Below are 24,174 nucleotides of genomic sequence, written 5' to 3'. Positions count from 1 at the left end.
CAAGGCGGCGACGGTCCTCGTCATCCTCGTCCTCGGGTTTAACCCGAGGATGACCCGAGGACCGAGGATGACCGGGCGCGGGTCCGGCTGCGGCATCACCACGAGAGTGACGCTTCAGCCTGGCCGGTGGCCCGGGAGGTTCCCGCCGGATGGTGCACCAATCCAACCGGGACCCTCGCCCGGGGGATGGGGCCTTTGCCATTGGCGGCTTAGGCCGTCATCCCCGCCGTTTGTTTCGCCCCGCTGTCTGGATGTTCGCGACAGCGCGGGCGCCTTGTCTGTGTGCCTCTGAGGCACGTCCTTCCGATCAGGGTATCCAGGCTTTGGGGCATCCGACCCCATCACCCTCGTCAAGCCCTTCGTCCGGAGGGAGACCGTTGCAGCGGGCCGGGGATTTGTGCCTGCGACAGCACTCGCCCCCGGCGCCGGCCCCGCCTCGCCTGACATCGCATCGTCAGGTGTATCCGAGGGCGGGACGGGGATGAGTCTACGGGAGGAAAAAGGATGGGGGATGAAAAAATGTGTCGGGGTTTGATTTTGTTGGGAAATGTTCGGAATTCATCCCCCTTTTTTGGGAAATGGGGCTGTCTGGCGTGACCGTCTGGCCTCAGAAGGCTTGTGTCTGGATCCTCGGGTCAAGCCCGAGGATGACGGAGTGTGGGGGGAGCGACGGGTATCCTCCTCTACCGTCTTCACCGGATACGTCTGCGGATAACGTCTGCGGAGGATACCCCTATCTCCCCGAAAGGTCGTCATCCTCGGGCTTGACCCGAGGATCCAGACACAAGCCAATCTCGGGCTCCATGCCCCCCTTGGTGGGGGAGACTTCGGAGCGGCGGCCGAAGGCCAGAAATCGATCCCCTCACCAACAAAATCTGAAGTTTAGCCCTGATCGGGCTAAGCCTTCGATTTTGTAACTTCTCCCACAAGGGGAGAGGGGGGAACCGCTGGGCCATCAGTTGACTGATAATGCCGAGGCCTCACTCCACCTCTTCGACCGGCGCCTCCGCGACCCGTTTCTGGATCGACTCGATGCAGTTCTTGGCGCTGGATTTCGACTTGTAGGTTTCCGAGCGCACCATGATCTCGCCATTGGCGGCGCGGAAGCGGACGAAGGTTTCGCCGTTTTTGGCTTCGTCGATCTCGAAGCGGTAGCCGCTGCCGGTTTCCTGCTTGGTGAGGTCGACGACGGGCGCGGCTGGCGCGTTTTTCTTCAGCGACTCGACGCAGTTCTTCGCGCTCGCCTTCGAGGCGTAGTTCTCCGACCAGACCATCACCTCGGCATTGTAGACGAACTGGACGCGGAACTCGCCCTTTTCGGTCTTCAGGATCTTGAACTTGTGCATGCCCGTCTCCCTCTATTTACCCATCGGCTTATGATTGCATTCGAATGCTAGCGCGATGGGCGCAGGCGGGCAAGAAGCAGTCAAAAGCCCTGGAAGAGGAAATCCGTGGCAGCGGTGATCTCGTCGGCGCGGGCGGAGAGGTCGGCGATGGCAGGGCCGACGGCGGAGACGGGGACCGTCGTGATGAACTGGGTGAGCATCGCGAAGGTTTCGCCATCGATGGCCAGGCGCGCATTGAGGCGCGGAACAAGCGTGACAACGTCACCGACCGGAGCGAGTGGCACGACCACGCGCGTCGTCAGGGCATCCAGCAGATTGGATTGCACGTCGAGGGCAAGGCTTCCGTCGTCCCCGATGCGGTGAACGTGGAAGCGGGTCATGGTCAGAACATCCGGTATTTCGCGAGTGGAAGGCCATGCTTGGCGACATAGTCGTTGGATGCCTGGATCGCCTCGGCGTTTTCGATCTTCCAGCGCCGTTCCTTCTCGGCCTTGATGGCGCGGGCAATGCCCTGTTCGGCAGCACCCGTGATGTCGAGGCCAAGGGATTGAGCTTCGGCAATGAGGGCCTCACTGACGGTGAGGTCATGGGCTTTGCGGGCTTCGATCGACATGGCGCAACTCCGAGGATGAGGCATTCTAGCGCAAAACGAGCAAGGCGGGTAGAGCCACGCTCCCCTGCAAACCAAGCTCCTCAGGCATCAATTCTTTACCCATCATCCTTCGGCACGGGTCCAGGAGACGGTTGTCGGGGCGTAGTGGCGCATCTCGGCGATCTCGCCGATGAAGGGCCTGATAGCGGCGAGGAAGGGCGGGAAGTGCGGGCCTTTGCGGAACCCCTGCAGGTGGTCCTCGGTCGAGTTCCAGAGGATGCGCAGCGTGAGGCTCGCCGGCTCCTCGACGCACTGTGACAATTCATAGCCGTGGCATTGTGGGGCCGCTTCGAGATGCGTCGCAGCCAGCCGATAGGCCTCGACAAGGTCGCCCGGCTGGTGGGTCTTGAGTTCGTAGCGGATATATTCGACGATCATCTTCAGCGTCCTCCGGTTGTGAAAATGCATGCTGGCCAAAATCCGCGCGCATGCAAGGGCTTACCTGGAGGTTAGGGCTTGCCGTCGTAAGCAGGGCCAGAAGGGATATCCGGTGGACATAGACAAAATGCGCGACTGTCCGGTCATGGCGACGATCGAGGTGATCGGCGGCAAGTGGAAGCCGAGGATCCTCTGGCGCCTGCGCGATGGGCCGGCCACCTTCGGCGACCTGCGCCGCTACGTCGGTGTGTCCGAGAAAGTTCTGTCGGAGAATCTGGCCGCGCTGCAGCGCGACGGGATCGTGTCACGCCAGCCGCAGAAGGAGGGCGAGATCGTCTATGTCGAATATGGCTACACCGCCTATGGACGCTCGCTGGTGCCGGTGCTCGACGCTATGGGCGACTGGGGAATGGGGCATGCGGAAAGACAGTCGGACCGATCGAATTCCGAACTGAAATCCGAAGGCTGCGCAGGCTGAGCCCCGGAATGAAAGACGCCGGCTTTCGCCGGCGCCAATTGAGTTCTTATTCGTCGCTCATCTTCAGCGCTGCGATAAACGCTTCCTGCGGGATCTCGACCTTGCCGAACTGGCGCATGCGCTTTTTGCCGGCCTTCTGCTTGTCGAGGAGCTTGCGCTTGCGGGATGCGTCGCCGCCGTAGCACTTTGCCGTCACGTCCTTGCGCAGTGCCGAGATGGTTTCACGCGCGATCACGTTGCCGCCGATCGCGGCCTGGATCGGGATCTTGAACATGTGCTTCGGGATCAGGTCCTTGAGCTTTTCGCACATGTCGCGGCCGCGCTTTTCGGCTGCCATGCGGTGCACCATCATCGAGAGAGCATCGACCGGCTCGCCGTTGACGAGGATCGACATCTTGACGAGGTTGCCCTCGCGATGGCCGTCGAGATGGTAGTCGAAGGAGGCGTAGCCCTTGGAGATCGACTTCAGGCGGTCGTAGAAATCGAAGACCACTTCGTTGAGCGGCAGCTCATAGGTGATCATCGCGCGCTTGCCGACATAGGTGAGTTCGGTCTGGATGCCGCGCCGGTCCTGGCAGAGTTTGAGGATGCCGCCGAGATAGTCGTCGGGCGTTAGGATCGTCGCCTTGATCCACGGCTCGTGGATTTCGGAGATCTTGACCACGTCGGGCATGTCGGCCGGATTGTGCAGCTCGCGCTCCGTGCCGTCGGTCATGAACAGCTTGTAGACGACGGAGGGGGCGGTTGCGATCAGGTCGAGATCGAATTCGCGCTCGAGGCGCTCCTGGATGATTTCGAGATGCAGCAGGCCGAGGAAGCCGCAGCGGAAGCCGAAGCCGAGCGCGGCAGACGATTCCATTTCGAAGGAGAAGGAGGCGTCGTTGAGACGCAGCTTGCCCATGGCGGCGCGCAGGTCTTCGAAATCGGCGGCATCAACGGGGAAGAGGCCGCAGAACACGACCGGCTGGGCCGGCTTGAAGCCCGGCAGCATTTTTGCGGTCGGGCGCTTGTCTTCGGTGATGGTATCGCCGACGCGGGTGTCGGCCACTTCCTTGATCGAACCGGTGAAAAAGCCGATTTCGCCGGGGCCGAGTGAATCGACCGAGAGCATCTTCGGGGTCAAGACGCCGACGCGCTCGACATTGTATTTGGCATCCGTGCCCATCATGCGGATGACCTGGCCCTTGGTCAAAACGCCGTCGAGCACGCGCACGAGAACCATGACGCCGAGATAGGTGTCGTACCAGCTGTCGACGAGCAGGGCCTTGAGCGGTGCCTTGTCGCCGCCTTCGCTCTTCGGCGCCGGCAGCTTGTGCACGATGGCTTCGAGCACGTCGGGAATGCCAAGACCGGTCTTCGCCGAAATCAGCACGGCCTCGGAAGCATCGATGCCGATGACTTCCTCGATCTGTTCCTTGATGCGCTCGGGCTCGGCGGCGGGCAGGTCGACCTTGTTGAGGACGGTGACCAGCTCGTGATTGTTGTCGATCGCCTGATAGACGTTGGCGAGCGTCTGGGCTTCGACACCCTGGGAGGCGTCAACGACCAGCAGCGAACCTTCGCAGGCCGACAGCGACCGCGAGACTTCATAGGCGAAGTCGACGTGTCCGGGCGTGTCGATCAGGTTCAGCACATAGGTTTCGCCATTGTTGGCCTTGTAGTGCAACCGCACCGTCTGGGCCTTGATGGTGATGCCGCGTTCCTTCTCGATATCCATCGAGTCCAGCACCTGCTCGGACATCTCGCGCTCGGCAAGGCCCCCGGTCGTCTGGATCAGACGGTCGGCGAGGGTGGACTTGCCATGGTCGATATGGGCGACGATGGAAAAGTTGCGGATATGGCTCAGGGGCGTGCGATCGGTGCTCATGGTTCGCGCATATAGCAGCGACCAAACGCAACGACCAGCGGGAAATTGTCCCCAGCCGTTGCGAATAAGGGCATTCAGCGGAGAAACTGCTCTGGCCAATCACGCCGGGTGGCCACCTGGCCTTCCGTCCTGAGCCGCCGGACCGCGTCCAGATCGATTTGCGCGATCAGCCAATGGCTCTCCTCGACGTGGTCACTCTCGCTTTCGGCATAGATGCCATTCGGCGGCATGCCGTAGTCGGAGGGGACGTAGAGCGCGGCGCGGCCGCGGTTTTCGTCGAGGGCCGGAGACCAGGGGGCGGTGCCCGCCGTTGGGGAGGCGAGCACGGCAATCTGGTTTTCGAGTGCCCGGGCCTGGGCGCCGATGCGCACGCGATAGGCGCCGGCGAGTGTGTCGGTGCAGGAAGGGGCGAGGATCAGGTCGACGCCCTTTTCGGCGAGCGTGTGGGCCAGCATCGGGAATTCGTTGTCGTAGCAGATCAGGATGCCGAGCTTGCCGAGCGGGGTGTCGAAGGCGGTGAGCCCGTCGCGTCCGGCCGCGATGCCCCATTGCTCGCGTTCGAAGCGGGTCATGATGATCTTGTCCTGATGGCCGATGAGGCCGTCGGGGCCGAAGAGGAAGGCCCGGTTGCGGTATTGGCCGTCGGGATCGAGCACCGGGGCGGAGCCGGGCTGGAAGACGATTTCGTGGGTGCGGGCGAGTTCCTCGCAGAGTTCGACCCAGGCCGGGATCAGCGGCTGGATGCCGGCGATCGAGCCGTGCAGGTCCGATCGGGTTTGTGCGTCCAGCTGGCCGGTCAGCACGAGGCCGGCATATTCCGGCAGGAGCACGAGTTTCGCGCCGCGCTCGACGGCCTGATGCACGAGGTGTGTCAGGTGAAGGACGTAAGCTTCCCAGTCTTCGATGAGGTCGATCTTGTACTGGCAGGCGGCGAGCGTGATGGCGGTCATGGGGTCAGATCCCGGATCCAGAAGGAAAGCGGCTTCGGGCTCTCGACTGATGCGTCGAGGTCGCGCCAGGTGAAGGTGGTCCGAAGCTCGGGGTGATGGGTATAGCCGCGCTTGTGCCAGAAACTGTCCAGCGGCACGTAGTCGGCCGGGCGGCGCGGGTGGTCGCGGGGGCGTTCGACGGCGCAGAAGGTGGCGTAGCGCAGTCCGAGTTTTGTCGCCTGCGTCTCGCGGCCCTCGAAGAAGGCAACGCCGATGCCCCGGCCGCGATACTGCGGCAGGAGCACGCTTTCGCCGAAATAGAAGAACTCTTGCGGGTCGAGCCCGGCCTCCAGGAAGGGGCGTTTGACCTCATCGGTCTCGCCGGCCATCGGCGTTCCCGTGGCAACTCCGACCACCTGGTCATCATAGCGGGCGATGACGAAGACCGAGCCTTCCGACTTGGCATAGGTCGACAGATAGGTCTGCTCGTAGTCAGGATTTCCCTGGTAGAGATAGGGAAAGGCGCGGAAGACCGTCGTTCTGAGCCGCGCGAGGTCGTTGAAGAAAGGGGCGGCGTCGCTGCCGGAAAAGGATTGGATCGTGAGCGTCATAGAGTGTTTTCAGTCCGTTGCGGAGTGGTTATACCCTTCCCTGACAACCCGAGAAAGCAATTCCACGACGAGGAGTGATCGATGACCGCCGCCGCCACCATCCGTGCCTATTACGACGCCTTCAATGCCGGCGACATGGACCGTTTTCTGGCACTCCTGACCGATGACGTGGCCCACGACATCAACCAGGGTGAGCGCCAGACGGGCAAGGAAGCGTTCGCGAAGTTCATGGATCACATGAACCGCTGCTACAAGGAAGAGCTCACCGACATGGTGATCATGGTGAACGAGGACGGCACGCGCGGTGCTGCCGAATTCATCGTCAACGGCACCTATCTCGCGACCGATGAGGGCCTGCCGGAGGCCAATGGCCAGACCTACCGCCTGCCGGCCGGCGCGTTCTTCGAGATCCGGGACGGCAAGGTCGCCCGCATCTCTAACTATTACAGCCTGCCCGACTGGATCGCCCAGGTCGGCGGCTGAGCCAAGTCGGAGACCAATTCAACGGCCATCTTGAACGAGTCCCTCACGAATATCGGAACATCATTCTAATCAACCGCTTAGGCCCAAGGCTGACTGAAACAGAATCATTTCCTTTTTGTATTCCTCATCCGTCAGCTTACGGACCAACTGAATTTTGCTTCCATCTGACAGCAGAAGACTCGGAAACTCGCCGTCAAAATTTGCGATGATGAAGATGTCGTGAGTCGCTTTTCCGTCGATGGTGAATCCACTCCGATTAGAATAAATAATGCAGGGATTATTTCTACCGCCCGCACATTTTATGATCGCGAAGTAATATTCATTGGCATCCATCGCCGGAGTCTCAGGCGGAAGTTCTATTTGATATGCGACACGCCCATCATTGTACTTCACAATCTTGATTGGCTCTCTCAATCCAAAGACCCTCCTCCATCAACGGCAAAGACGCCGACTAAACATCCGTGCCGTGACACACCATACTCAGTTTTTCACTTCTTGAGCACCAAATCGATTCACAACAAAAAGGGTCGTCACGCTGGCGCGGGACGACCCTTTCTGTTTGCCGGCATCATGCCAGCCAGAGCGATCAGTTGACCGACCAGTCGCGCTTCACGTCGTCGGAATTCTTCGACAGGTGGACGTGTTCGTCGATGTGATCGACCCAGTCCAGCGGGATGTAGTGATGCTGGCCGTCCGTCGAATCGGTCTTGGTGAGCTTGATGCGGCTCTGGCCGTCCATGTGGTCGACGGTGCCGACATGGTTGCCATCGAGGCCGCGCACTTCCATGTGTTCACGGATCTGATCTGCAGAAATCATCGGGAGTTCCTCCTGTATCGGTTGCGATGACAGGAAAAGGCGGAAGCCACCGGAATTGTTCCGGCGATGGGTCGTCGCCGGTTGAGGCATCGAGATTGGGAACATCCGGCGCAGCCGGGCATTCTATCGCATCCGCATGCGAGATCCCTCGCACGGCAGCGAGACCTCCATGCTTCCCAGAATTGCGATCATTGGCACCGGGCCGACCGGACTTTATACTTTCAAGGGGTTGATCGGTTCATCCGTCCGCCTGTCCATCACACTGTATGAAGCCGATGACGAACCGGGCAAGGGCACGCCGTACCACCCCGATGTCAACGATCCGGCCATGCTGTCCAATATCCCGAGCATCGAACTTCCGGCCTTTGCCGAGACCCTGGTCGACTGGCTGCGGCGGCAAGGTGACGACCGGTTGCAACAGCTTGGCATCCAGCGTCCTGCGATCGACAACCGGGAATTTTACCCGCGCGTGGTGCTGGGCGACTACATGCAGGAGCAGTTCCGCCTGTTGCGCCTGGCAGCCGCCGAAAACGGCCACGAGGTGACGGTGCTGGGCCGTCACAAGGTGGTCGATATCGAACTGCAGCCGGAGCAGATCCGGTTGAGCGTCGAGAGCCCGGATGGTCGCCACGATGCCGTCTTCGATCACGTCGTGATGGCAACCGGACACAACTGGCCCGAGACCACCGAGATCCGCCCCGGCTACTTCGTCTCCCCCTGGCCGGCGACGGCGCTGAAGACGGTGCGCAACGAACGCGTCGGCATTCTCGGCACCTCGCTCAGCAGCATCGATGCGCTGATGACGGTGGCGACGGCTCGCGGCATGTTCTACGCCGATGCCGCCGGCGACCTGCAATATCAGCCGGCCGAGGGCACGGAGGAGTTTCACGCCACGATGATGTCACGCAAAGGCGTGCTGCCGGAGGCAGATTTCTATTGTCCGCTGCCGTATGAAACGCCGAAGGTCTGCACGAAGGAGGCAATCGACGCGCTGATCGCGACCGGTCGCCACGACCTGCTTGATGACGTGTTCGACCTGTTTCGCCGCGAGATCGTTGCCGCCGACCCTGACTATGGCGCCCGCATCGGGTTGTCGCAGCTGACGGTCGAGACCTTTGCCCCTGCCTACTACGCCGACCGTATCCAGTCCGATCCCTTCGTCTGGGCGGCGCGCAATCTGGCCGAGGTCGAAGAGAACAGGGTGAAACAGTATACGGTGCCCTGGCGCTATGCGATCCTGATCACCCACGAGATCGTGGCGCGTGTCATTCCGCATCTGAACGAGGAGGACCTGAAGCGCTTCCACAAGCACTTCAAGACGATCTTCATCGACGACTATGCGACCGTGCCGCTGACCTCGATCCGCCGTCTGTTGGCGCTGTCGCGGGCGGGCAAGCTCGATATCCTGAAGCTCGGCGACGACTACCGGATCGAGACGGACGAGACGGGTGCCGAGCGCGGAGCTCGTGTCATCGTCGGCGATGTCGAGCATCGCTTCGGTTCCTTCATCGATGCGACCGGCCAGGAAACCCTGTCGGCGACCGATCTGCCATTCCCGACCCTCGTTGCCCAGGGCGGCGTGCGGGAATCCGCGACGCCGCGCACGGGCGCGCTGCACACGCTGGACGGGGGACCGGACATGGTGCGCACCGGCGGCATCGAGGTCGACGAGCACTACCGTCCGAAGATCGATGGGCCGCTTAGCAACCGGCTCTATTGTGCCGCGATCGCCTTCCTGCTGCACAAGGAGCCGTTCGTACAGGGGATCACCAGCGCCTGTGAGATCGGCGAGACGGTGGCCGAGGCCATCCTTGCGGATGTGGCGCCAGCAAGCGATGAGGCGCCACTGTTTCAGATCCCGGCATAGACGCGGTCGCCGATGGCGATGGTGACAGGCGCGCCCACGGTGGCATAGACGCCGAGATTGCGGGCATTGTGCCTCATGATGCCGCGCAGGATCTCCGGCTGTTCGTCGATTTCGGGCTGGGCGATCATGGTCATGCCGCAGCGGCGCGTCGGCTCGGTGACGCTGACGGGCGTCGAGCCGATGGTGATGTCCTGGCCGATCCAGCTGTTTTCAAGGAAACCCTCGGACTCGTCCGTTTCGATCAGGATGGAGGGACGGAACCGGCGATGATCCGGATGAGGCACATTGGCTGCCGCTGCCAGCTGTCGTAGTGATGCCGTCGTCACGAGATGCAGGGGCGCCGGCGCATAGCGGTTGGAGACGATGGGAAAGCGCATGTCAGCCCCGTCATCCAGCCCACCATAGGCGCCGATGCCGGCGGCAAAGCCGAAATGCGCCTCAAGCCGCGCGGCAAGGCGGGAATCGTCGAGCCAGACGCTGTCCCCATCCGGAAAGCGCAATTGCGGCAGCAGGGCGGAATCATCGCGCAGGGCCTCCAGGAAGAGAGCCGGCCGCCAGCGTGGTTCCCGCTCGGGGGCGGCGGCGAGACCGCTTGCGGGATCGAACAGGGCAAAGCGGCGGTCTCCGGGGATCCCGGTGGGCGTGACCTCAAGCTGCTGCAGCGACTGCCCGCCGACGGAACTCACCGGATATCGCCAAAGCTCAACCACCCGCCCGATCTGTTTCATGCCGTTCCCTCTCATCTGTCGCGGCAGCATAAGGCAATCCGGGACGGATGTGTTCCCTGATATCGGGAACACTTGACTCCATGATGATGTCTGTGAATTCTACTATCATGGAATCAACGGCAGACGACTTCGAAAAGACGGTGGGTGAGCGGGTGAGGGCACTCAGGATGCGGCGCGGCCTGACGCTCGATCAACTGGCGGAAGCCTCCGGGGTCAGCCGGGCGATGATCTCGCGGATCGAGCGGGCCGAGGCGAGCCCGACGGCAGCCCTTCTGGCGCGGCTGTGTTCGGCGCTCGGCGTCTCGCTCTCCGTCTTCTTTGCCGAAGAAGGCGGGGTCGCCGATCCTCTGATGCGCCGCGCCCGCCAGCCGGTCTGGCGCGATCCGGAAAGCGGCTATCTGCGCCGCGCCGTCTCGCCGCCGGGTACCGGCAGCGGCACGGATATCGTCGAGGTGGAGTTTCCGCCGCAGGCCCATGTCCGCTTCCCCGGCCGCCCAACCGGCCGCAGCCAGACCCAGCATGTCTGGGTCTTCGAAGGGGTGATCGAGCTGACAGTGGGCGAGACGGTGCACCGGCTGGAAGCGGGCGACTGTCTCTTCATGAATGTCGGCGACGTGCATGCCTATCACAATCCGACCGACGCGCCTGCCCGTTATGCCGTGGTGATCGCGCTGGGTTCCTGACCCTTCCGACGCAAAATCCATAGACAGCAACTGGAACATCTTATGCCCGATATCCGTCAGCTCTCCCATGTGGAAGCCCTCGATCAGATCCCGGCCCTGACCGAAATCCTTGCCGATTGCATCGCCGACAATGCCTCTGTTGGATTCATGCCGCCCTTCACGACGCAGGAGGGTGAGGATTTCTGGCGCGGCGTGGCGGAGGCTGTCGGACGCGGCGAGGTCCTCCTGTACGGGGCCTTCGTCGAGGACCGGCTGGTGGGCACGGTGCAGATAGGCTTTGCGCTCAAGCCCAACCAGCCGCACCGGGCCGATCTGATGAAACTACTGGTGCATCGCAAAGCGCGTGGCAGAGGTCTTTCGACCGCCCTGATGAAGGCCGCCGAAGCAGGTGCTGCCGCTGCCGGTCGCACGCTGCTGGTGCTCGATACGGCCAAGGGGGAGCTGGCGGAATCGATCTACGAGAAGCTCGGCTGGCAACGGTCCGGCGAGATTCCCGACTATGCGCTCTACCCCGACGGGCGCTTCTGCGACACGGTCATCTTCTACAAGCGACTGGCTTGAACCGGCGGACGCGATCAGCCCAAAAAACGTCCAAGCCGACTCTTTCCAGAAGTCTTTCCATCTGCTTATGGTCGCCCCCCGATAGGCTTTTTTCGGGGCAGAGGGGGCAAGCATGGCGGGACGGAAGACAATCATCGGCATGGCCGCCGGACTGGTGCTGGCCGCCGTCGCGCCGGCCTTTGCGGCAGACGTGACCTTCGTGATGCGCAACGACCATCCGAATGCGGTGGAAGTGGAGCTGTACAGCCAGGACCGGGATTATGTCTGGCCGGGCAACAACCAGGTCTTCTATCTCAACGACGGCGAAACCAAGCAGATCCCGCTCTCCTGCGAAGAAGGCGAGAAGATCTGCTATGGCGCCTGGATCGAAGGCGACAAGCAGAGCTATTGGGGCGTCGGCCCCGAAAATGCCGCGACCTGTGACGACTGCTGCTACACCTGCGAAGGTGGCCAGACCGAACAGATCAATCTGACCGAATAAGTTCGACTACGGCGGGGGCCGGGGGGAAGGGGCGGCTTTTCGGGTCTGAGGACCCGGAGAGCCGCCCCTTCGGGTTTTTGGCTTTGGCGTTGCGGTTCAGGCCCGCCGGGCTTCCGTCAGGAAGAGCAGCAGGGCCGCGAGCGGCAGGGCGCCGCCGAGGATCGCTGCGGCGGTCCAGCCGCCCTGGGCATAGCTGTAGGCGCCGATGGCCGAACCGATTGCACCGCCGGTAAAGAAGATCGCCATGAACAGCCCGTTCAGCCGGCTGCGCAGCTCAGCGCCAAGGCCGAAGATGGCACGCTGGCCGGTGACCAACGTGGTGGTGACGCCGAAATCGAGGAGAATGGCGGCAAAGGTCAGCAGGCTCAGGGCGATCCACGATCCTTCCGGCGACATCAGCGTGACGACGAAGGCCGTGAGAACGCTGGAGAGACCGAAGGCGGTGGCCGGGCCGGACAGACCGCGATCGGCAAGCCGCCCGGCAATCGGCGAGGCAATGGCGCCGGCGACACCGGCCAGGGCGAAAAGGGCAATGCCCGTTTGGGTCAGGCCGAAGGCGGGACTGGCCAGATAGAGCGGCGTCACCGTCCAGAACAGGCTGAAGGCGGCGAACTGGAAGGCCTGGTAAGCGGCGCGCCGCTGCAGCACTGTCTGCGTGACGAAGAGCCGGCCCATCGAGCCGATCAGCGCGAGATAGCCGAGTTTCGCCTGCGGCCGCCGTTCCGGAAGCGTCATGGCAAGCACGACGCCAAGCGCCACCATGACGGCGGCAGAAAGAAAGAAGATCGTGTGCCAGGAGCCGAGGCGGGCAACAAGGCTCGAGACCGGCCGGGCCATCATGATACCGACCATCAGCCCGCTCATGACATTGCCCACCACCTTGCCGCGCGACTGTTCGGGGGCAAGGCCGGCGGCAAAGGGCACGATCATCTGGACCGCGACGGCGCCGAGCCCGATCGACAGCGATGCGGCCAGGAAGGGAAGCGGCGTTGTGGCAAGGCAGGCGGCGATCAGGGCTGCGGTGACGGCACCGATCATGACCAGGATCAGTTTGCGGTTCTCGACGAGATCGCCGAGCGGCACGAGGAAGAACAGCCCGAGACCATAGCCGACCTGCGTCAGCGTGACGATCAGGCCGCTGGCATGGAGCGGTAGCCCGATGGCGTCCGCAATGGGGCCGGCAAGCGGCTGGGCGTAGTAGAGATTGGCGGCGATCAGGCCGCAGGCGGCGGCCATGATGAAGGTGAGACCGGCCGAGAGGCGAGGGGCCTGCAGGGTCTCGAGGGCGGGTTCGGCGGTCGGGGAGGCTTGGGTCATGACGATGTTCCGGGGGAGGAGGGGAGGATCGAAGTGGCTTGGGTGTGCGGGCATCAGTCGAGAAGGGCGAGCAGGGCATCGGCGCTTGCGCGGGTGCGACCCGGGTCCTGACCGGATTTTCCGGCGATCCGGATGCCCTGGAGGAACGAGAAGATCGAGAGCGCCGCCGCCTGCGGATCGACCCTGCCGGAGACGGACCCGTCGGCCTGGCCCTTGACGATGAAACCCTCGATCTCAGCAAGCAGCGCGGCATGGGATCGCGCCACGCGCGCGGCAACCTCTTCATCGAAGAGGGCGAGTTCGACGGCGGCACCAATGGCAAGACAGCCGCGCCGCCCGGTCTCGCCGCAGGCGGCGTCGGCGTAGAAATGGAGGATGGCCTGCACCTGCGCGCGGCCGGTGGAGGCTTCGGCGAGTTTTTCCGCCAGAAGGGCGGCGCGCACCTGCTTGTAGCGATCGAAGGCGGCGAGGAAGATCGCCTTCTTGTCCTTGAAGGCCTTGTAGATGCTGCCGGCCGTCAGCCCCATGCACGCCTTCAGGTCGGTGATGGAGGTCCCGTGATAGCCCCGCTCGGTGAAGACGACGATTGCAGCATCGAGTGCGGTTGCGATCTCGAATTCGCGGGGGCGGCCGGCGGTGCGGCTGGACGTGGCAATATCGGGCATCGTCGGTTCCGGACAATTGGGAAATGATCGTTTCCAAATAGGCGCGCTACCGGAAAAGGTCAAGCCCGCAGTCTGCCCGGAGGAGATTTGGTCGTGTGACCGAAAATGCGGCGACGGTCTCTTGCAGCCCCGCCCGGCCTGGCGCTAGGTTCGGCGTAACGACGGATCTGCGGCCCGACCGCGGACAAGAAAAAGAGGGAACGTGATGCGCGTCTGTTATTCGGAAAAGCACAAGCTCAGAGATGCCAAGACCGAGCTGCATGGCGGCCTCCTGGTGAAACCCTTCGAAGGACCGTTCCGCGCCGAATGGGTTCTGGCGGCGGTCAAGGAAGCCGGTTTCACCGATGTCGAGGCACCGGCCGAACACGGGCTGGAAACGGCACTCAAGGTGCATGACGCCGGCTATCTCGAATTCCTGCGCACCTGCTGGGACCGCTGGGAAGCCCATGGCTTCAAGGGCGAGGCGATCGCGACCTCCTTCCCCTGCCGCCGCAGCCAGACGGCGCGGGTGCCCAAACACATCGACGGTGCTGTCGGCTATTACACCAACTCCGCCGAGACCTCGATTTCCAAGGGCACCTATGAGGCGACAATCGCCTCGATGGACGTCGCTCTGTCGGGGGCGGACTGGCTGAACGCTGGCAACCGCTTCGCCTTCTCGCTCTGCCGCCCGCCGGGTCACCATGCCGGCCGCGATCTCTTCGGCGGCTATTGCTTCATCAACAATGCCGCCGTTGCCGCCCAGCGGTTGCTGGATCATGGAGCGAAGAAGGTGGCAATCCTCGATGTCGATTTTCACCACGGCAATGGCACGCAGGACATCACCTACAGCCGCGGCGACATCTTCTTCGCCTCGCTGCATGGCGAGCCGGAAAATGCCTTTCCCTATTTCTTAGGGTATGCCGACGAGACGGGCGAGGGTGACGGCGAAGGCCTGAACGCCAACTATCCGATGCCGTCAGGCACACCCTGGTCGGTCTGGTCGGCAGCGCTTGAGGACAGCCTGAAGCGCATCAAGGCCTATGGCGCGGAAGCCATTGTCGTCTCGCTCGGCGTCGACACCTTCGAGCAGGACCCGATCAGCTTCTTCAAGCTGAAGAGCCCGGATTACATCAAGATGGGCGAAATGATCGCGGCGAGCGGCGTGCCGGTCCTGACACTGATGGAGGGTGGTTACGGCGTGCCGGAAATCGGTTTGAACGTCGCCAATGTTCTGAGAGGGCTGGAGAGCTGAGAGGCGTGCGGCCCATCGTTCGGACGATCCCGGCAGCTGGCCCGCCGGGATCGTCAACGATCGTCAAGCCTTGGTGACGATGACCTCCAGATAGTCGCTCGGCACGACCATCGTCCCGTCGGTGGCGCGGTTGAAGCGGGCAATCAGTGCGAGGAGATCCTGCCCGAGTGCGGCCTGACCGGCGTCGGGGAGGGCGGCGAAGGCCTTGTGCACGGGTCCATACCAGGTGCGAAACACCTCCAGCCAATGATCAGGCGAACGATAGCGGAAGGTGAAGACCTTCGGCTGGATGGAGACTGTGCCGGCAACTGAAAACAGGGCGTCGAGCCGGGCTTCGGTGCCCCACAGGGCCGGAGAAAGCGCGCCCGGCGGCGGTGGCAGGTGCTGGCCCATGGTGCGGAACAACTGGCAGATGAAGCCTTCCGGCGTCCAGTTGGCCATGCCGATGCGGCCGCCCGAACGGCAGACCCTCAGCAGTTCCCCGGCTGCGGCTTCCTGGTTCGGCGTGAACATGACGCCGAAGGTCGAGAGGATCACGTCGAAGGTCTCGTTCCCGAAGGGCAGCGCCTCGGCATCGGCGGTCTGGAAGGTGACCGTCAGGCCGTCGGCGGCCGCACGCGCCCGGCCGCGCTCCAGGAGGGCCGCCACATAGTCGGTCGATGTGACCACGGCAAAGCGGCGGGCGGCAGCGAGCGTGGCATTGCCGTTGCCGGCGGCGACATCGAGCACCGTCTCGCCAGCGCGCAGATCGATCGCTTCGCAGAGGGTTTCGCCGACGATCTGCAGGGTCGTGCCGACGACGGCATAGTCGCCCGACGCCCAGGCGCCCTGCTGGCGGGTCTTCAGCGCCGCGAGATCCGGTACTGGAACCGAGGCAACGGCGGCGGGCATTGCTGCAAAATTTTGCATGGTCTCTCTCCTTGTGATGGAGAGAGGAGTGTCGCGGTCGCCGGGATCAGGGGCCAGTGTAGGAACTGTAGCGCTGCCGGTACAGAAAGTGGACCGTCAGGGGGGCGCTGTCGCATAGGAGCTGCGCACCATCCAGGCACCGATGCTGGCGGCCATCGCGGCATCGCCGACCAGCGTGATCTTGTCGCGTTCGATTTCGGCCTTCAGGCTCGAAAGCCCGATCCAGGCGGAGGTAAGGGCCTTGAGGTCGGCGGTGACGAAGAGATCGACCGCATGACCAGGGTCGGTGGAGCAGAGGTCGACGGGATTTCCCGGCCTGCACAGCAGCCAGTAGCTCTGCTCCTCGCGCGGCAATTCCGGATAGATGAAGCAGATGACGCTGCGGCGCGCGGTCGGCAGGGCGGCCGGATCGATCTTCCGGCGCATGTTCCACATCAGGAGCCGCGCATCGAGATTCTCGAGCGTGACATCCGCATCGATGTTGCGATGGGCCCAGGAGCCGAGCGCCCGCACGATCGGCTCCAGCTCGTCGGCAATGGCGGCGGTCCGATAATGGATCTCTCCGGATCCGGGGTGGCGAAGACGCTGCACCAGACCCCGCTCCTCCATCTGGCGCAGGCGCTTCGACATCAGCGTCGGCGACATGCCGGGCACGCCACGGCGGATCTCGTTGAAACGCGTGGAGCCGGACCACATCTCCGCCAGCAGCAGCAGCGTCCAGCGCGGCTCCAGCACCTCGCAGGCCTTGGCGACCGGACAGAACTGGTTGTAGCCGTCATGCGCCATGGTAGCCTCCGCAGCCGCCATCATGCGCCCTCGGACCGGCAACCGTCCAGTACAGAGAGTGTAGCGGATGCACGCGCCCCGGCCTTGGACAGGCCGGGGCGCGTGCCGTCTCGGGTCGATGTCCGGCCTTAGAGTGTGCCCTGGCGCTGCTGGATCATCTGGTAGGTGTCGAAGCTGTATTCGGCGATCTGGGCCCAGAGATAGGCGTCCTGCTTGAAGGCCTGCTGGCTGTCGAAGAGCTTCTTGAACCACTCGTTCTTGGCCGAGAGATCCGAATAGGTCTCCTTCGCCGCCTTGTGGCAGGTGTCGAGGATGTCGGTCGAAAACGCACGGAGCTGCGCGCCGCCGGCGACGAGTTCGCGCAGCGCCTGGGCGTTGGACGCATCGTAACGGGCGAGCATGCGGGCGTTCGCTGCAGCGCAGGCATCGGTCAGGATGCGCTTGTAGTTTTCCGGCAGCGCATTGAACTTCTCGAGGTTGAAGAAGGCATGCACGGTCGGGCCGCCTTCCCACCAGGCCGGGTAGTAGTAATAGGGCGCCACCTTGTAGAAGCCGAGCTTCAGGTCGTCATAGGGACCGACGAATTCGGTGGCATCGATCGTGCCCTTTTCCAGCGCCGGATAGACGTCGGAGCCGGCGATCTGCTGCGGGGTGACGCCGACCTTCGACATGATCTCGCCGGCGAGGCCGGCAATGCGCATCTTCAACCCCTTGAGGTCGTCGATGGTCTTGATTTCCTTGCGATACCAGCCGCCCATCTGGGCACCGGTATTGCCGGCCGGCAGCGCGTAAAGCTTGTAGGAGGCCAGGAACTCGTTCAGCAGCTCGTTGCCGCCGCCGGCGGTGAACCAGGAATTGGTCATGCGGGCATTGAGGCCGAAGGGGATGGCGGTGCCGAGCGCAAAGGCCGGGTCCTTGCCGATATAATAGTAGCAGCAGGTATGGCCCATCTCGACGGTATCGTCGGACACGGCGTCGGCGACCTGCAGCGGCGGCACGATTTCGCCGGCGGCATAAACCTGGATCTCGAACTGGCCGTCCGTGGCCTTCGACACGCTTTCTGCGATGTCGGTCGCAGCACCGAAGATGATGTCGAGGCTCTTCGGGAAGGAGGAAGCGAGGCGCCAGGTGACCTTCGGGTTTTCCTGGGCGAGGGCAGGGGCGGCGAGTGCTGCGGCGCCTACGCCGGCAACGCCGGCCTGCTTGAAGAATTGACGGCGGTTCATGATCTCTTGCCTTGGTTTTCCAAAATTGCTCCTCCAGCTCCCGCGGCGGGTCTAAAGGCGCAAACCCTGGCGTGCAAGGGGAAATGCTCGGCAAATTGCCAGGCGGTGCCGGCTTTCTTGCGTTTTCTTGCGCAGCCAGATTGTTCCACGCAAGGAACCGTCAGCCCCTTGGCTTGCGTGCCGGATCGTCGAAGGCCGGATTGTAGAACAAGGACAGGACGAGGCTCTTTGCGATGCGCTCGGCACTGGTCATGAACCAGCCGTGGATGTCTTCGGTGGCGCCGACTTCGACAAGCGTATCGGAAAACAGCTGCAGCCACTGGCGAAACAGCCCTTCGGCCATGCCGTCGACGCCGTGATGGGCCTGCACCGGCTTGCCGCCATAGGCGCCGGTCTTGAAGGCGATCGACGACCAGAAGGATTTCATCTTCACCATATGCTCCGGCCAGCGACCGGCAAGCCGCCCCTCGAAGACCGGGCCAAGATCGGGATGCTGGCGGATATGGCCATAGAAGGTGTCGACCAGCCGGTCGATGAAGGCGGCATCGACGCCCATGGCCGCCATCTGGGCTTCGGCGCGGGCGGTGATGTCGGCGCGGTGTGCGGCGCGTCCGGAAAGCTCCATGGTCATGGCGTCGTCATCCCTGTGGTTCAGCCTCTGGCTACGTCCGCGTCGCAGGGTGGTCAAGTCGGAACTTCCCGCTTGAAAAAACCGGAGCAGAGGCATAAGTTTAGAATAATTCTAAAAAGGTGACAACAGATGTTTGGTTTCTCCCTGTCCGCCGGCAAGCGCTCCTTCGACAGTCTCAGCGAACAGGAGATTCTCGGGCTTGCCATTTCCTCCGAGGAGGACGATGCCCGCATCTATCTCGCCTATGCCGACCAGTTGCGCGCCAATGCGCCGCAATCGGCCAAGGTTTTCGAGGACATGGCCGAGGTCGAGCACACCCATCGCAACATGCTGATCGAGATGCATCGCGAGCGGTTCGGCGAGCGCATCCCGCTGATCCGCCGGGACCATGTCCGTGGTTTCTATGACCGCAAGCCCGACTGGCTGCGAAAGAACCAGACCCTCGACCAGATCCGCACCGAGGCGGAACTGATGGAGCAGGGTGCCTATCGTTTCTACATGGCGGCCGCTCAGAAAACCTCCGATGCCGGCATCCGCAAGCTGCTGGGCGATCTTGCGCTCGCCGAACAGGGCCACGAACAGATCGCCGGCATGCTCGGCGAAAAGCATGTAACCGAAGAGGCAAAGACCGAAGAGGACCAAGGCGCCCGTCGCCAGTTCATCCTGACCTATGTGCAGCCGGGGCTGGCAGGTCTGATGGACGGTTCGGTCTCGACGCTCGCGCCGATCTTTGCCGCAGCCTTTGCGACCGGTGACACTTGGTCGACCTTCCTCATCGGCCTGTCTGCCTCGGTCGGCGCCGGCATTTCCATGGGCTTTACCGAAGCGGCCCATGACGACGGCAAGCTGTCGGGCCGGGGTTCGCCGGTCAAACGCGGGCTTGCCTCCGGCATCATGACGGCGCTGGGTGGCCTCGGCCACGCGCTGCCTTATCTGATCCCGCATTTCTGGACGGCGACGATCACCGCCGCCATCGTCGTCTTCTTCGAACTCTGGGCGATCGCCTTCATTCAGAACCGCTACATGGAGACGCCCTTCTGGCGCGCCGCCATGCAGGTGGTGCTCGGCGGTTCGCTGGTGCTCGCCGCCGGCGTCCTGATCGGGCAGGGGTGAGTCTGACGGCTTGACGGAAGGGCGTATGGCGCTGTCATCTGGTCATCATCTGATACGACTAGCAAGGCGCCATGAAATTCTCACCCGCGACCATCGGTCTGGGCGTCACGATGACCATCGGTTACGGAACGCTCTATTATTCCTTCTCGGTGCTGGCACCGGAAATCGCGCGCGAATTCGGGTGGAGTCGCAGCTTCGTCTTCGGGGTGTTTTCCTTTGGCCTGCTGGCGGGCGCCATCGCAGCGCCGGTGATCGGGCGGATGGTCGACCGGCTCGGCGCGCGCCTGGTGCTCTGCGTCGGTTCGCTGGCGGCAGCTCTGGCGCTTTCGCTTTTCGCCGTCATGCAGAACGCCTGGCAGTTTGCCGGCATCACGCTTGCGGCCGAATTCATTGCACTTGCGGTGCAATATGATGCGGGTTTTGCCGCCCTTGCCCAGAGCCATGGCCGGGAGGCCCGAGCGCATATCACGCTGGTGACGCTGATCGCGGGCTTCGCCTCGACGATCTACTGGCCGCTGCTGCAATGGCTGCTGACATGGATGACCTGGCGGGAGATCTACCTGGTGCTGGCCGCCATGAATCTGCTGATAGCCCTGCCGATCCATCTTGCCCTGCCGAAGGCGCGGATCGACACGGTGGCCACGCCGGCGGCGGCGGAACGCACAGACGAGGCGAGCCTGCCGAAGGACCGCACCCGGCAGATGGTCCTGATGGCGATTGCCTTTGCCGCCGGCGGTTTCGTCATCTCGGCGATCGGCGCGACCCTGCTCGTGCTGATGCGCGATCTCGGCTACGCCACCGGCATTGCGACGCTTGCCGGCAGCCTGATCGGGCCGAGCCAGGTGGCGGCGCGACTGATCGAATATATCAGGCGCAATCTGTTCTCGCCGCCCTTGACCGCCGTGATCGCGGCCGCCGTCATGGCGCTCGGCATCGCCCTTCTCGCCGGATCGCTGCTGATCCCTGCGACCGGCTTCGCCCTGGCATTCGCCTTGTTCTACGGTGCCGGCCAGGGCCTGACATCAATCGTGCGCGGCGTCCTGCCGCTGCATTATTTCGGGGCCGCCGGCTATGGCCGGACCATGGGCACGCTGTCGGCGGTGCGCATTGTCGTTTCCGCGCTCGCGCCGGTCTCGGTGATCTGGATCAACGACTGGGCCGGGCCAGGCGCAGCCTTGGCATGCCTGGCACTCGTGTCTCTGATGGCCGTGTTGGCAACGACGGTTCTGACGGCAGGCGCAAGGCCTGCCGCGACCGGCTAGCTTATTGGAGCGCGCCGACGAGAACGTCGGACGTGCCGTTTTCGATCGTGACCCAGCGGCCGCTGTCGGTCGACGACTGGCGCTTGAGGAAGGTGTAATGCGTCTCGCTCCAGAGCTTGACGTCGTCATTGAGGTTGTCGAGCACGAAGTCACCGGCCTGGCTGCGCACGGTCAGCACCGCATGGCCTTCGCCATCCGGCTTGCGCACGACCGTGATCAGGAGGTCGGCCACGGAGAAGCCGGCTTCCATCAGCTTCTTGCGCTTCAGGAGGACGAAATCCTCGCAGTCACCGACATCCGTCGGATAGGCCCAGACCTCTTCGCGGCCATAGATCTGCTCGTCGGTCATCGGCACGATGGCATGATTGACCGAGGCATTGACGTCATGGATCAGGCCCCAGCCGTGATCGGTGATCTTCGGCGGGGTCGAGGGGCGGGTGCGCATGGCGCATTCCTGCGGCAGGGACTTGCAGAATTCGTAATGGCCAATCGGCTGGGACGTGATCTGCCCGGTAATCATCGAGCGTGACAGCGATGATGCCGAATGACCGGCATGGGCGGGTGCCAGAACCGCTGCAGCAATGATCAGCGCCTTGATGGCGCGTGAACCGTTCGTCATGAACCTGTCCCCTGTATCCTTAACAAAACGTTAAGATTGCTACAGGGCATGAGTCAACGTGGCGGGGGACGAACTCCCCCGCAATTCGGTCACTATGGTTAAAATGCGACAGTTCCAACCGGCAGACGGGCCAGAATGTTCCCGCCCTGTCAGGAATATCCTGACGCCGGCGTGTCCGGGACGTCGGTCGATGCCGTCAGATCATCGACAGGATGGCCGCTTTCATCCGCGCAATGTCCTCGGGCCGGGACAGACGGTGGTCGCCGTCGCGCACCAGCGTCAGCACCACGTCATCGAGCGGCAGGAATTCCATCAGCTTCAGGGCGTGGGTATGGGGCACGTCCGGATCCTTCATGCCCTGCAGGATATGCACCGGGCAGCCGGTCTCGATCAGGCCCGTCAGCACCCGGTTTTCTCGCCCGTCCTCGATCAGCGCGCGGGTGAAGATGTTCGGCTCGGGGCTGTATTCCGACGGTTCCTCGAAGAAGCCCCGCTCCTCAAGCGACTGGCGCTCGGCCTCGGTGAGGCTGGGTTCGATGAGCTCGGAGGTGAAATCCGGCGCCGGCGCGATCAGGACGAGGCCTGAAACGGTGAAGCCGAGGCCGAGCCTGCGGGCTTCCTGGATGACGCGAAGCGCAATCCAGCCACCCATCGATGAGCCGATGAGGATGACGCGCCGGGCGCCCGAGGCCGAGATCACCGCAAGCGCCTCCTCGGTCCAGCGCGAGATGGTGCCGTCGGCGAAATCGCCGCCGGAAACGCCATGGCCGGAATAGTCGAAGCGGATCGCGCCGATCCCATGCTCGGCGGCAAGTGCGTCCATCTCGATCGCCTTTGTCCCGGACATGTCGGAGCGATAACCGCCGAGCCACACCAGCACCGGCCTGTCCGCGCCCGCATCCGGCGCGGCCAACCGCTCGATGACGCTGATCGGCCGCGCCGAAACCCCGGTGCCGACGGTGAGGGTCTTTTCGCTGAGGATGTTCGCGGGCTGGTTCATGACGTGCTCCGATTCGCTGCAGGGGTGTAAAACACATTCAGGAAGTGACCGACAACAGGTGATTTTCTTTGCGAGCCATGCTATTGACTCTGCCGACACAAGTATCACATAGCCCTGTCACGCGTATGCGCGCGGACCAGGACCGCATGCATTTCGAAATAGTTCGAGGAGAATACGACCATTCGCAGACCGTTTAAGACCGATGCCCCCGTTAAGGATGGGCCGCGCTCCAACCGAGAAATTCGCATACCCAAGGTCCAGTTGATCAACGAAGAAGGCCAGAACCTCGGTGTCGTGCCGACGGATCAGGCGTTGCGTATGGCGGAAGAGGCCGGATTGGATCTGGTCGAGATTTCGCCCAACGCGGAGCCGCCGGTCTGCAAGATCCTCGATCTGGGCAAGCTGAAATACGCCAACCAGAAGAAGGCGGCTGAAGCGCGCAAGAAGCAGAAGATCGTCGAAGTCAAAGAAATCAAGATGCGGCCGAACATCGACACCCATGACTATGAGGTGAAGATGAAGGCGATGAACCGCTTCTTCGAAGAAGGCGACAAGGTCAAGGTGACCCTGAAGTTCCGCGGCCGCGAAATGGCCCACCAGGAACTCGGCATGAAGCTTCTTCTGCAGGTCAAGGAAGACACGCTGGCGATTGCCAAGGTGGAAGCCGAACCCAAGCTCGAAGGTCGCCAGATGATGATGGTGCTCGCTCCGAAGTGAGCCTGAGGCCGGCTCCGCCGCCGCACCTGTCGGAATTGAAGAAGCCGCCGCAAGGCGGCTTTTTCGTGCGTGAACGGTGCATCCGGTCAGGCAGCATGAATTGCTGACAGAATGCTGACCGTCGGCTTGGCCGGTCTGTCAGTCGGCACAATGCATGATCCTTCCATCGAATATGTCTAATTATGGAGGTAGCATCATGACTGCACGCATCCGACGCACCCTTCTCGCGTCCGGCACGGCGGTGCTCGCGCTCGCCCTTCTGCCGGCCGTGGGCGCCATGGCCCCGGCCCCGCTCTCCGCGCTCATGCAGCAACAGGCCCAGGCCCGTGGCGGCAGCGACGATGGCAATGACAGCGGCAGCGATGACAGCGGCAGCGATGACAGCCATGAGAGTGGTCGTGACGACTCCGGACGTGGTTCGGGCCATCACGATTCCAGTGACGACGGCCCGGATCACGACAAGGGCGACGACCACGGCGGCGACCGCGCCGCCGGCGATAGCGACGACCGCATGGATGACGGTGAGGGTGGAAATCGCGATGAAATCCGTCTGATCGTCAACGATGCACAGTTGCAGGGCCTGCTCAACGGGTCGATGGTCCCGGTCGATCAGAACGGCAAGCGTCTGCGCTTCGAGACCGAAGCGGAACATGGCCGAACCGAAATCAAGCTGCGGGCGCCCAGGGGCACGCTGACCGGCGTCACCGTCATTCCGGCCCCCTAAGCCGGTGCCAACGGCGATGCCCTAGCCGCCGCGGGACCATCGCCGTTTTACCCCGTCCGGCCCCCACCGGACGGGGCTAATCATTTGTCA

General features: G+C 63.1%; 28 protein-coding genes and 2 pseudogenes. 11 read left to right on the top strand and 19 right to left on the bottom strand.

Features of this window, described 5'->3' with window-relative positions; all coding sequences use genetic code 11:
- Nucleotides 1–980: 980 nt before the first annotated feature.
- From DFO46_RS24285 to DFO46_RS16870, 5 genes and pseudogenes are all read right to left on the bottom strand, one after another.
- Nucleotides 981–1,121: pseudogene (locus DFO46_RS24285) on the bottom strand (YegP family protein); the annotation flags it as partial.
- Between the two features lie 54 nt (nucleotides 1,122–1,175).
- Nucleotides 1,176–1,346, bottom strand: a pseudogene (locus DFO46_RS24155) (DUF1508 domain-containing protein); the annotation flags it as partial.
- Between the two features lie 80 nt (nucleotides 1,347–1,426).
- A complete protein-coding gene (locus tag DFO46_RS16880) occupies nucleotides 1,427–1,726 on the bottom strand; it encodes a CcdB family protein (RefSeq protein ID WP_120278074.1) in 300 nt (99 codons plus the stop codon).
- 2 nt (nucleotides 1,727–1,728) lie between these two features.
- Nucleotides 1,729–1,959: a type II toxin-antitoxin system CcdA family antitoxin gene (locus tag DFO46_RS16875; protein ID WP_120278073.1), complete on the bottom strand. Its 231-nt coding sequence runs from the start codon at nucleotides 1,957–1,959 to the stop codon at nucleotides 1,729–1,731.
- Between the two features lie 102 nt (nucleotides 1,960–2,061).
- The gene (locus tag DFO46_RS16870) at nucleotides 2,062–2,376 is read right to left on the bottom strand and encodes an antibiotic biosynthesis monooxygenase (RefSeq protein WP_120278072.1); all 315 of its coding nucleotides are present in this window, start codon (nucleotides 2,374–2,376) and stop codon (nucleotides 2,062–2,064) included.
- A 112-nt stretch (nucleotides 2,377–2,488) separates the two neighbouring features.
- On the opposite strand from DFO46_RS16870, the gene DFO46_RS16865 reads away from it, so the two are divergent.
- Complete coding sequence (locus DFO46_RS16865) at nucleotides 2,489–2,854, top strand: helix-turn-helix domain-containing protein (protein WP_245422585.1); 366 nt, start codon at nucleotides 2,489–2,491, stop codon at nucleotides 2,852–2,854.
- Nucleotides 2,855–2,900: 46 nt separating this feature from the next.
- Here the strand turns inward: DFO46_RS16865 and lepA are convergent, their stop codons facing one another.
- The 3 genes from lepA to DFO46_RS16850 all read right to left on the bottom strand — a co-directional run bounded on the left by lepA (nucleotide 2,901) and on the right by DFO46_RS16850 (nucleotide 6,261).
- Nucleotides 2,901–4,721: a translation elongation factor 4 gene (gene lepA, locus DFO46_RS16860; RefSeq protein WP_110793839.1), complete on the bottom strand. Its 1,821-nt coding sequence runs from the start codon at nucleotides 4,719–4,721 to the stop codon at nucleotides 2,901–2,903.
- A gap of 74 nt (nucleotides 4,722–4,795) precedes the next feature.
- The gene (locus DFO46_RS16855; protein ID WP_120278070.1) at nucleotides 4,796–5,671 is read right to left on the bottom strand and encodes a carbon-nitrogen hydrolase family protein; all 876 of its coding nucleotides are present in this window, start codon (nucleotides 5,669–5,671) and stop codon (nucleotides 4,796–4,798) included.
- Nucleotides 5,668–6,261, bottom strand: a complete 594-nt coding sequence (locus DFO46_RS16850) for a GNAT family N-acetyltransferase (RefSeq protein WP_120278069.1) — start codon at nucleotides 6,259–6,261, stop codon at nucleotides 5,668–5,670. Before DFO46_RS16850 ends, DFO46_RS16855 begins: the two co-directional genes overlap by 4 nt.
- 81 nt (nucleotides 6,262–6,342) lie before the next feature.
- Between DFO46_RS16850 and DFO46_RS16845 the strand changes: the two genes are divergently transcribed.
- Nucleotides 6,343–6,744 carry a ketosteroid isomerase-related protein gene (locus DFO46_RS16845; protein ID WP_120278068.1) on the top strand — a complete coding sequence of 134 codons (402 nt, stop codon included), beginning with the start codon at nucleotides 6,343–6,345 and terminating at the stop codon, nucleotides 6,742–6,744.
- Nucleotides 6,745–6,813: 69 nt separating this feature from the next.
- On the opposite strand, the gene DFO46_RS16840 is transcribed toward DFO46_RS16845, so the two are convergent.
- Both DFO46_RS16840 and DFO46_RS16835 read right to left on the bottom strand, forming a co-directional pair.
- On the bottom strand, nucleotides 6,814–7,158 hold the full coding sequence (locus DFO46_RS16840; protein WP_120278067.1) for a hypothetical protein: 345 nt from the start codon (nucleotides 7,156–7,158) through the stop codon (nucleotides 6,814–6,816).
- Nucleotides 7,159–7,330: 172 nt separating this feature from the next.
- On the bottom strand, nucleotides 7,331–7,561 hold the full coding sequence (locus DFO46_RS16835) for a DUF2171 domain-containing protein (protein ID WP_110793835.1): 231 nt from the start codon (nucleotides 7,559–7,561) through the stop codon (nucleotides 7,331–7,333).
- Nucleotides 7,562–7,730: 169 nt separating this feature from the next.
- Here DFO46_RS16835 and DFO46_RS16830 point away from each other — a divergent pair, with 169 nt between their 5' ends.
- Entirely contained in the window at nucleotides 7,731–9,428 is a 1,698-nt protein-coding gene (locus DFO46_RS16830; RefSeq protein ID WP_120278066.1) for an FAD/NAD(P)-binding protein, read from the top strand.
- Here DFO46_RS16830 and DFO46_RS16825 read toward each other — a convergent pair.
- Nucleotides 9,413–10,156, bottom strand: a complete 744-nt coding sequence (locus DFO46_RS16825) for an MOSC N-terminal beta barrel domain-containing protein (RefSeq protein WP_120278065.1) — start codon at nucleotides 10,154–10,156, stop codon at nucleotides 9,413–9,415. The genes DFO46_RS16830 and DFO46_RS16825 overlap by 16 nt on opposite strands.
- Before the next feature lie 107 nt (nucleotides 10,157–10,263).
- On the opposite strand from DFO46_RS16825, the gene DFO46_RS16820 reads away from it, so the two are divergent.
- From DFO46_RS16820 to DFO46_RS16810, 3 genes are all read left to right on the top strand, one after another.
- Nucleotides 10,264–10,839, top strand: coding sequence for an XRE family transcriptional regulator (locus DFO46_RS16820; RefSeq protein WP_120278064.1), 576 nt, complete (start codon nucleotides 10,264–10,266; stop codon nucleotides 10,837–10,839).
- A gap of 42 nt (nucleotides 10,840–10,881) precedes the next feature.
- Nucleotides 10,882–11,400 carry a GNAT family N-acetyltransferase gene (locus DFO46_RS16815; protein ID WP_110793832.1) on the top strand — a complete coding sequence of 173 codons (519 nt, stop codon included), beginning with the start codon at nucleotides 10,882–10,884 and terminating at the stop codon, nucleotides 11,398–11,400.
- 139 nt (nucleotides 11,401–11,539) lie between these two features.
- Nucleotides 11,540–11,881: a hypothetical protein gene (locus DFO46_RS16810; protein WP_110793919.1), complete on the top strand. Its 342-nt coding sequence runs from the start codon at nucleotides 11,540–11,542 to the stop codon at nucleotides 11,879–11,881.
- 96 nt (nucleotides 11,882–11,977) lie between these two features.
- Here the strand turns inward: DFO46_RS16810 and DFO46_RS16805 are convergent, their stop codons facing one another.
- Both DFO46_RS16805 and DFO46_RS16800 read right to left on the bottom strand, forming a co-directional pair.
- Nucleotides 11,978–13,198 carry an MFS transporter gene (locus DFO46_RS16805; protein ID WP_120278063.1) on the bottom strand — a complete coding sequence of 407 codons (1,221 nt, stop codon included), beginning with the start codon at nucleotides 13,196–13,198 and terminating at the stop codon, nucleotides 11,978–11,980.
- Nucleotides 13,199–13,251: 53 nt separating this feature from the next.
- The gene (locus DFO46_RS16800) at nucleotides 13,252–13,863 is read right to left on the bottom strand and encodes a TetR/AcrR family transcriptional regulator (RefSeq protein WP_120278062.1); all 612 of its coding nucleotides are present in this window, start codon (nucleotides 13,861–13,863) and stop codon (nucleotides 13,252–13,254) included.
- A gap of 205 nt (nucleotides 13,864–14,068) precedes the next feature.
- Here DFO46_RS16800 and DFO46_RS16795 point away from each other — a divergent pair, with 205 nt between their 5' ends.
- Nucleotides 14,069–15,097 carry a histone deacetylase family protein gene (locus DFO46_RS16795; RefSeq protein WP_120278061.1) on the top strand — a complete coding sequence of 343 codons (1,029 nt, stop codon included), beginning with the start codon at nucleotides 14,069–14,071 and terminating at the stop codon, nucleotides 15,095–15,097.
- 63 nt (nucleotides 15,098–15,160) lie between these two features.
- Here DFO46_RS16795 and DFO46_RS16790 read toward each other — a convergent pair whose 3' ends face one another.
- The 4 genes from DFO46_RS16790 to DFO46_RS16775 form a co-directional block, all read right to left on the bottom strand.
- On the bottom strand, nucleotides 15,161–16,006 hold the full coding sequence (locus DFO46_RS16790) for a class I SAM-dependent methyltransferase (RefSeq protein ID WP_120278060.1): 846 nt from the start codon (nucleotides 16,004–16,006) through the stop codon (nucleotides 15,161–15,163).
- Nucleotides 16,007–16,102: 96 nt separating this feature from the next.
- Nucleotides 16,103–16,792, bottom strand: coding sequence for a helix-turn-helix domain-containing protein (locus DFO46_RS16785; protein WP_120278059.1), 690 nt, complete (start codon nucleotides 16,790–16,792; stop codon nucleotides 16,103–16,105).
- 128 nt (nucleotides 16,793–16,920) lie between these two features.
- Nucleotides 16,921–18,018 (bottom strand): TRAP transporter substrate-binding protein, encoded by a 1,098-nt coding sequence (locus DFO46_RS16780; RefSeq protein WP_120278058.1) that lies wholly within the window; start codon nucleotides 18,016–18,018, stop codon nucleotides 16,921–16,923.
- Nucleotides 18,019–18,178: 160 nt separating this feature from the next.
- Nucleotides 18,179–18,649, bottom strand: coding sequence for a truncated hemoglobin (locus DFO46_RS16775; RefSeq protein ID WP_110793826.1), 471 nt, complete (start codon nucleotides 18,647–18,649; stop codon nucleotides 18,179–18,181).
- Nucleotides 18,650–18,778: 129 nt separating this feature from the next.
- On the opposite strand from DFO46_RS16775, the gene mbfA reads away from it, so the two are divergent.
- Both mbfA and DFO46_RS16765 read left to right on the top strand, forming a co-directional pair.
- Nucleotides 18,779–19,762 carry an iron exporter MbfA gene (gene mbfA, locus DFO46_RS16770; protein ID WP_120278057.1) on the top strand — a complete coding sequence of 328 codons (984 nt, stop codon included), beginning with the start codon at nucleotides 18,779–18,781 and terminating at the stop codon, nucleotides 19,760–19,762.
- Between the two features lie 71 nt (nucleotides 19,763–19,833).
- Nucleotides 19,834–21,024, top strand: coding sequence for an MFS transporter (locus tag DFO46_RS16765; RefSeq protein ID WP_120278056.1), 1,191 nt, complete (start codon nucleotides 19,834–19,836; stop codon nucleotides 21,022–21,024).
- 1 nt (nucleotide 21,025) lies between these two features.
- On the opposite strand, the gene DFO46_RS16760 is transcribed toward DFO46_RS16765, so the two are convergent.
- Entirely contained in the window at nucleotides 21,026–21,643 is a 618-nt protein-coding gene (locus DFO46_RS16760) for a transglutaminase-like cysteine peptidase (protein WP_110790293.1), read from the bottom strand.
- A 196-nt stretch (nucleotides 21,644–21,839) separates the two neighbouring features.
- Nucleotides 21,840–22,643: an alpha/beta hydrolase gene (locus tag DFO46_RS16755; RefSeq protein ID WP_120278055.1), complete on the bottom strand. Its 804-nt coding sequence runs from the start codon at nucleotides 22,641–22,643 to the stop codon at nucleotides 21,840–21,842.
- A 180-nt stretch (nucleotides 22,644–22,823) separates the two neighbouring features.
- Here DFO46_RS16755 and infC point away from each other — a divergent pair, with 180 nt between their 5' ends.
- Nucleotides 22,824–23,360, top strand: a complete 537-nt coding sequence (infC, locus tag DFO46_RS16750; RefSeq protein WP_110790291.1) for a translation initiation factor IF-3 — start codon at nucleotides 22,824–22,826, stop codon at nucleotides 23,358–23,360.
- Between the two features lie 196 nt (nucleotides 23,361–23,556).
- Nucleotides 23,557–24,084 carry a hypothetical protein gene (locus DFO46_RS16745; protein WP_245422584.1) on the top strand — a complete coding sequence of 176 codons (528 nt, stop codon included), beginning with the start codon at nucleotides 23,557–23,559 and terminating at the stop codon, nucleotides 24,082–24,084.
- Nucleotides 24,085–24,174: the final 90 nt, after the last annotated feature.

Origin of the sequence: Rhizobium sp. AG855 (assembly GCF_003610655.1) — a bacterium.
In the GTDB taxonomy this organism is placed as follows: Bacteria; Pseudomonadota; Alphaproteobacteria; order Rhizobiales; family Rhizobiaceae; genus Allorhizobium; species Allorhizobium wuzhouense.
Note: the sequence above shows the minus strand (reverse complement) of the source record. Positions and strands in the feature narration are given on the sequence as shown.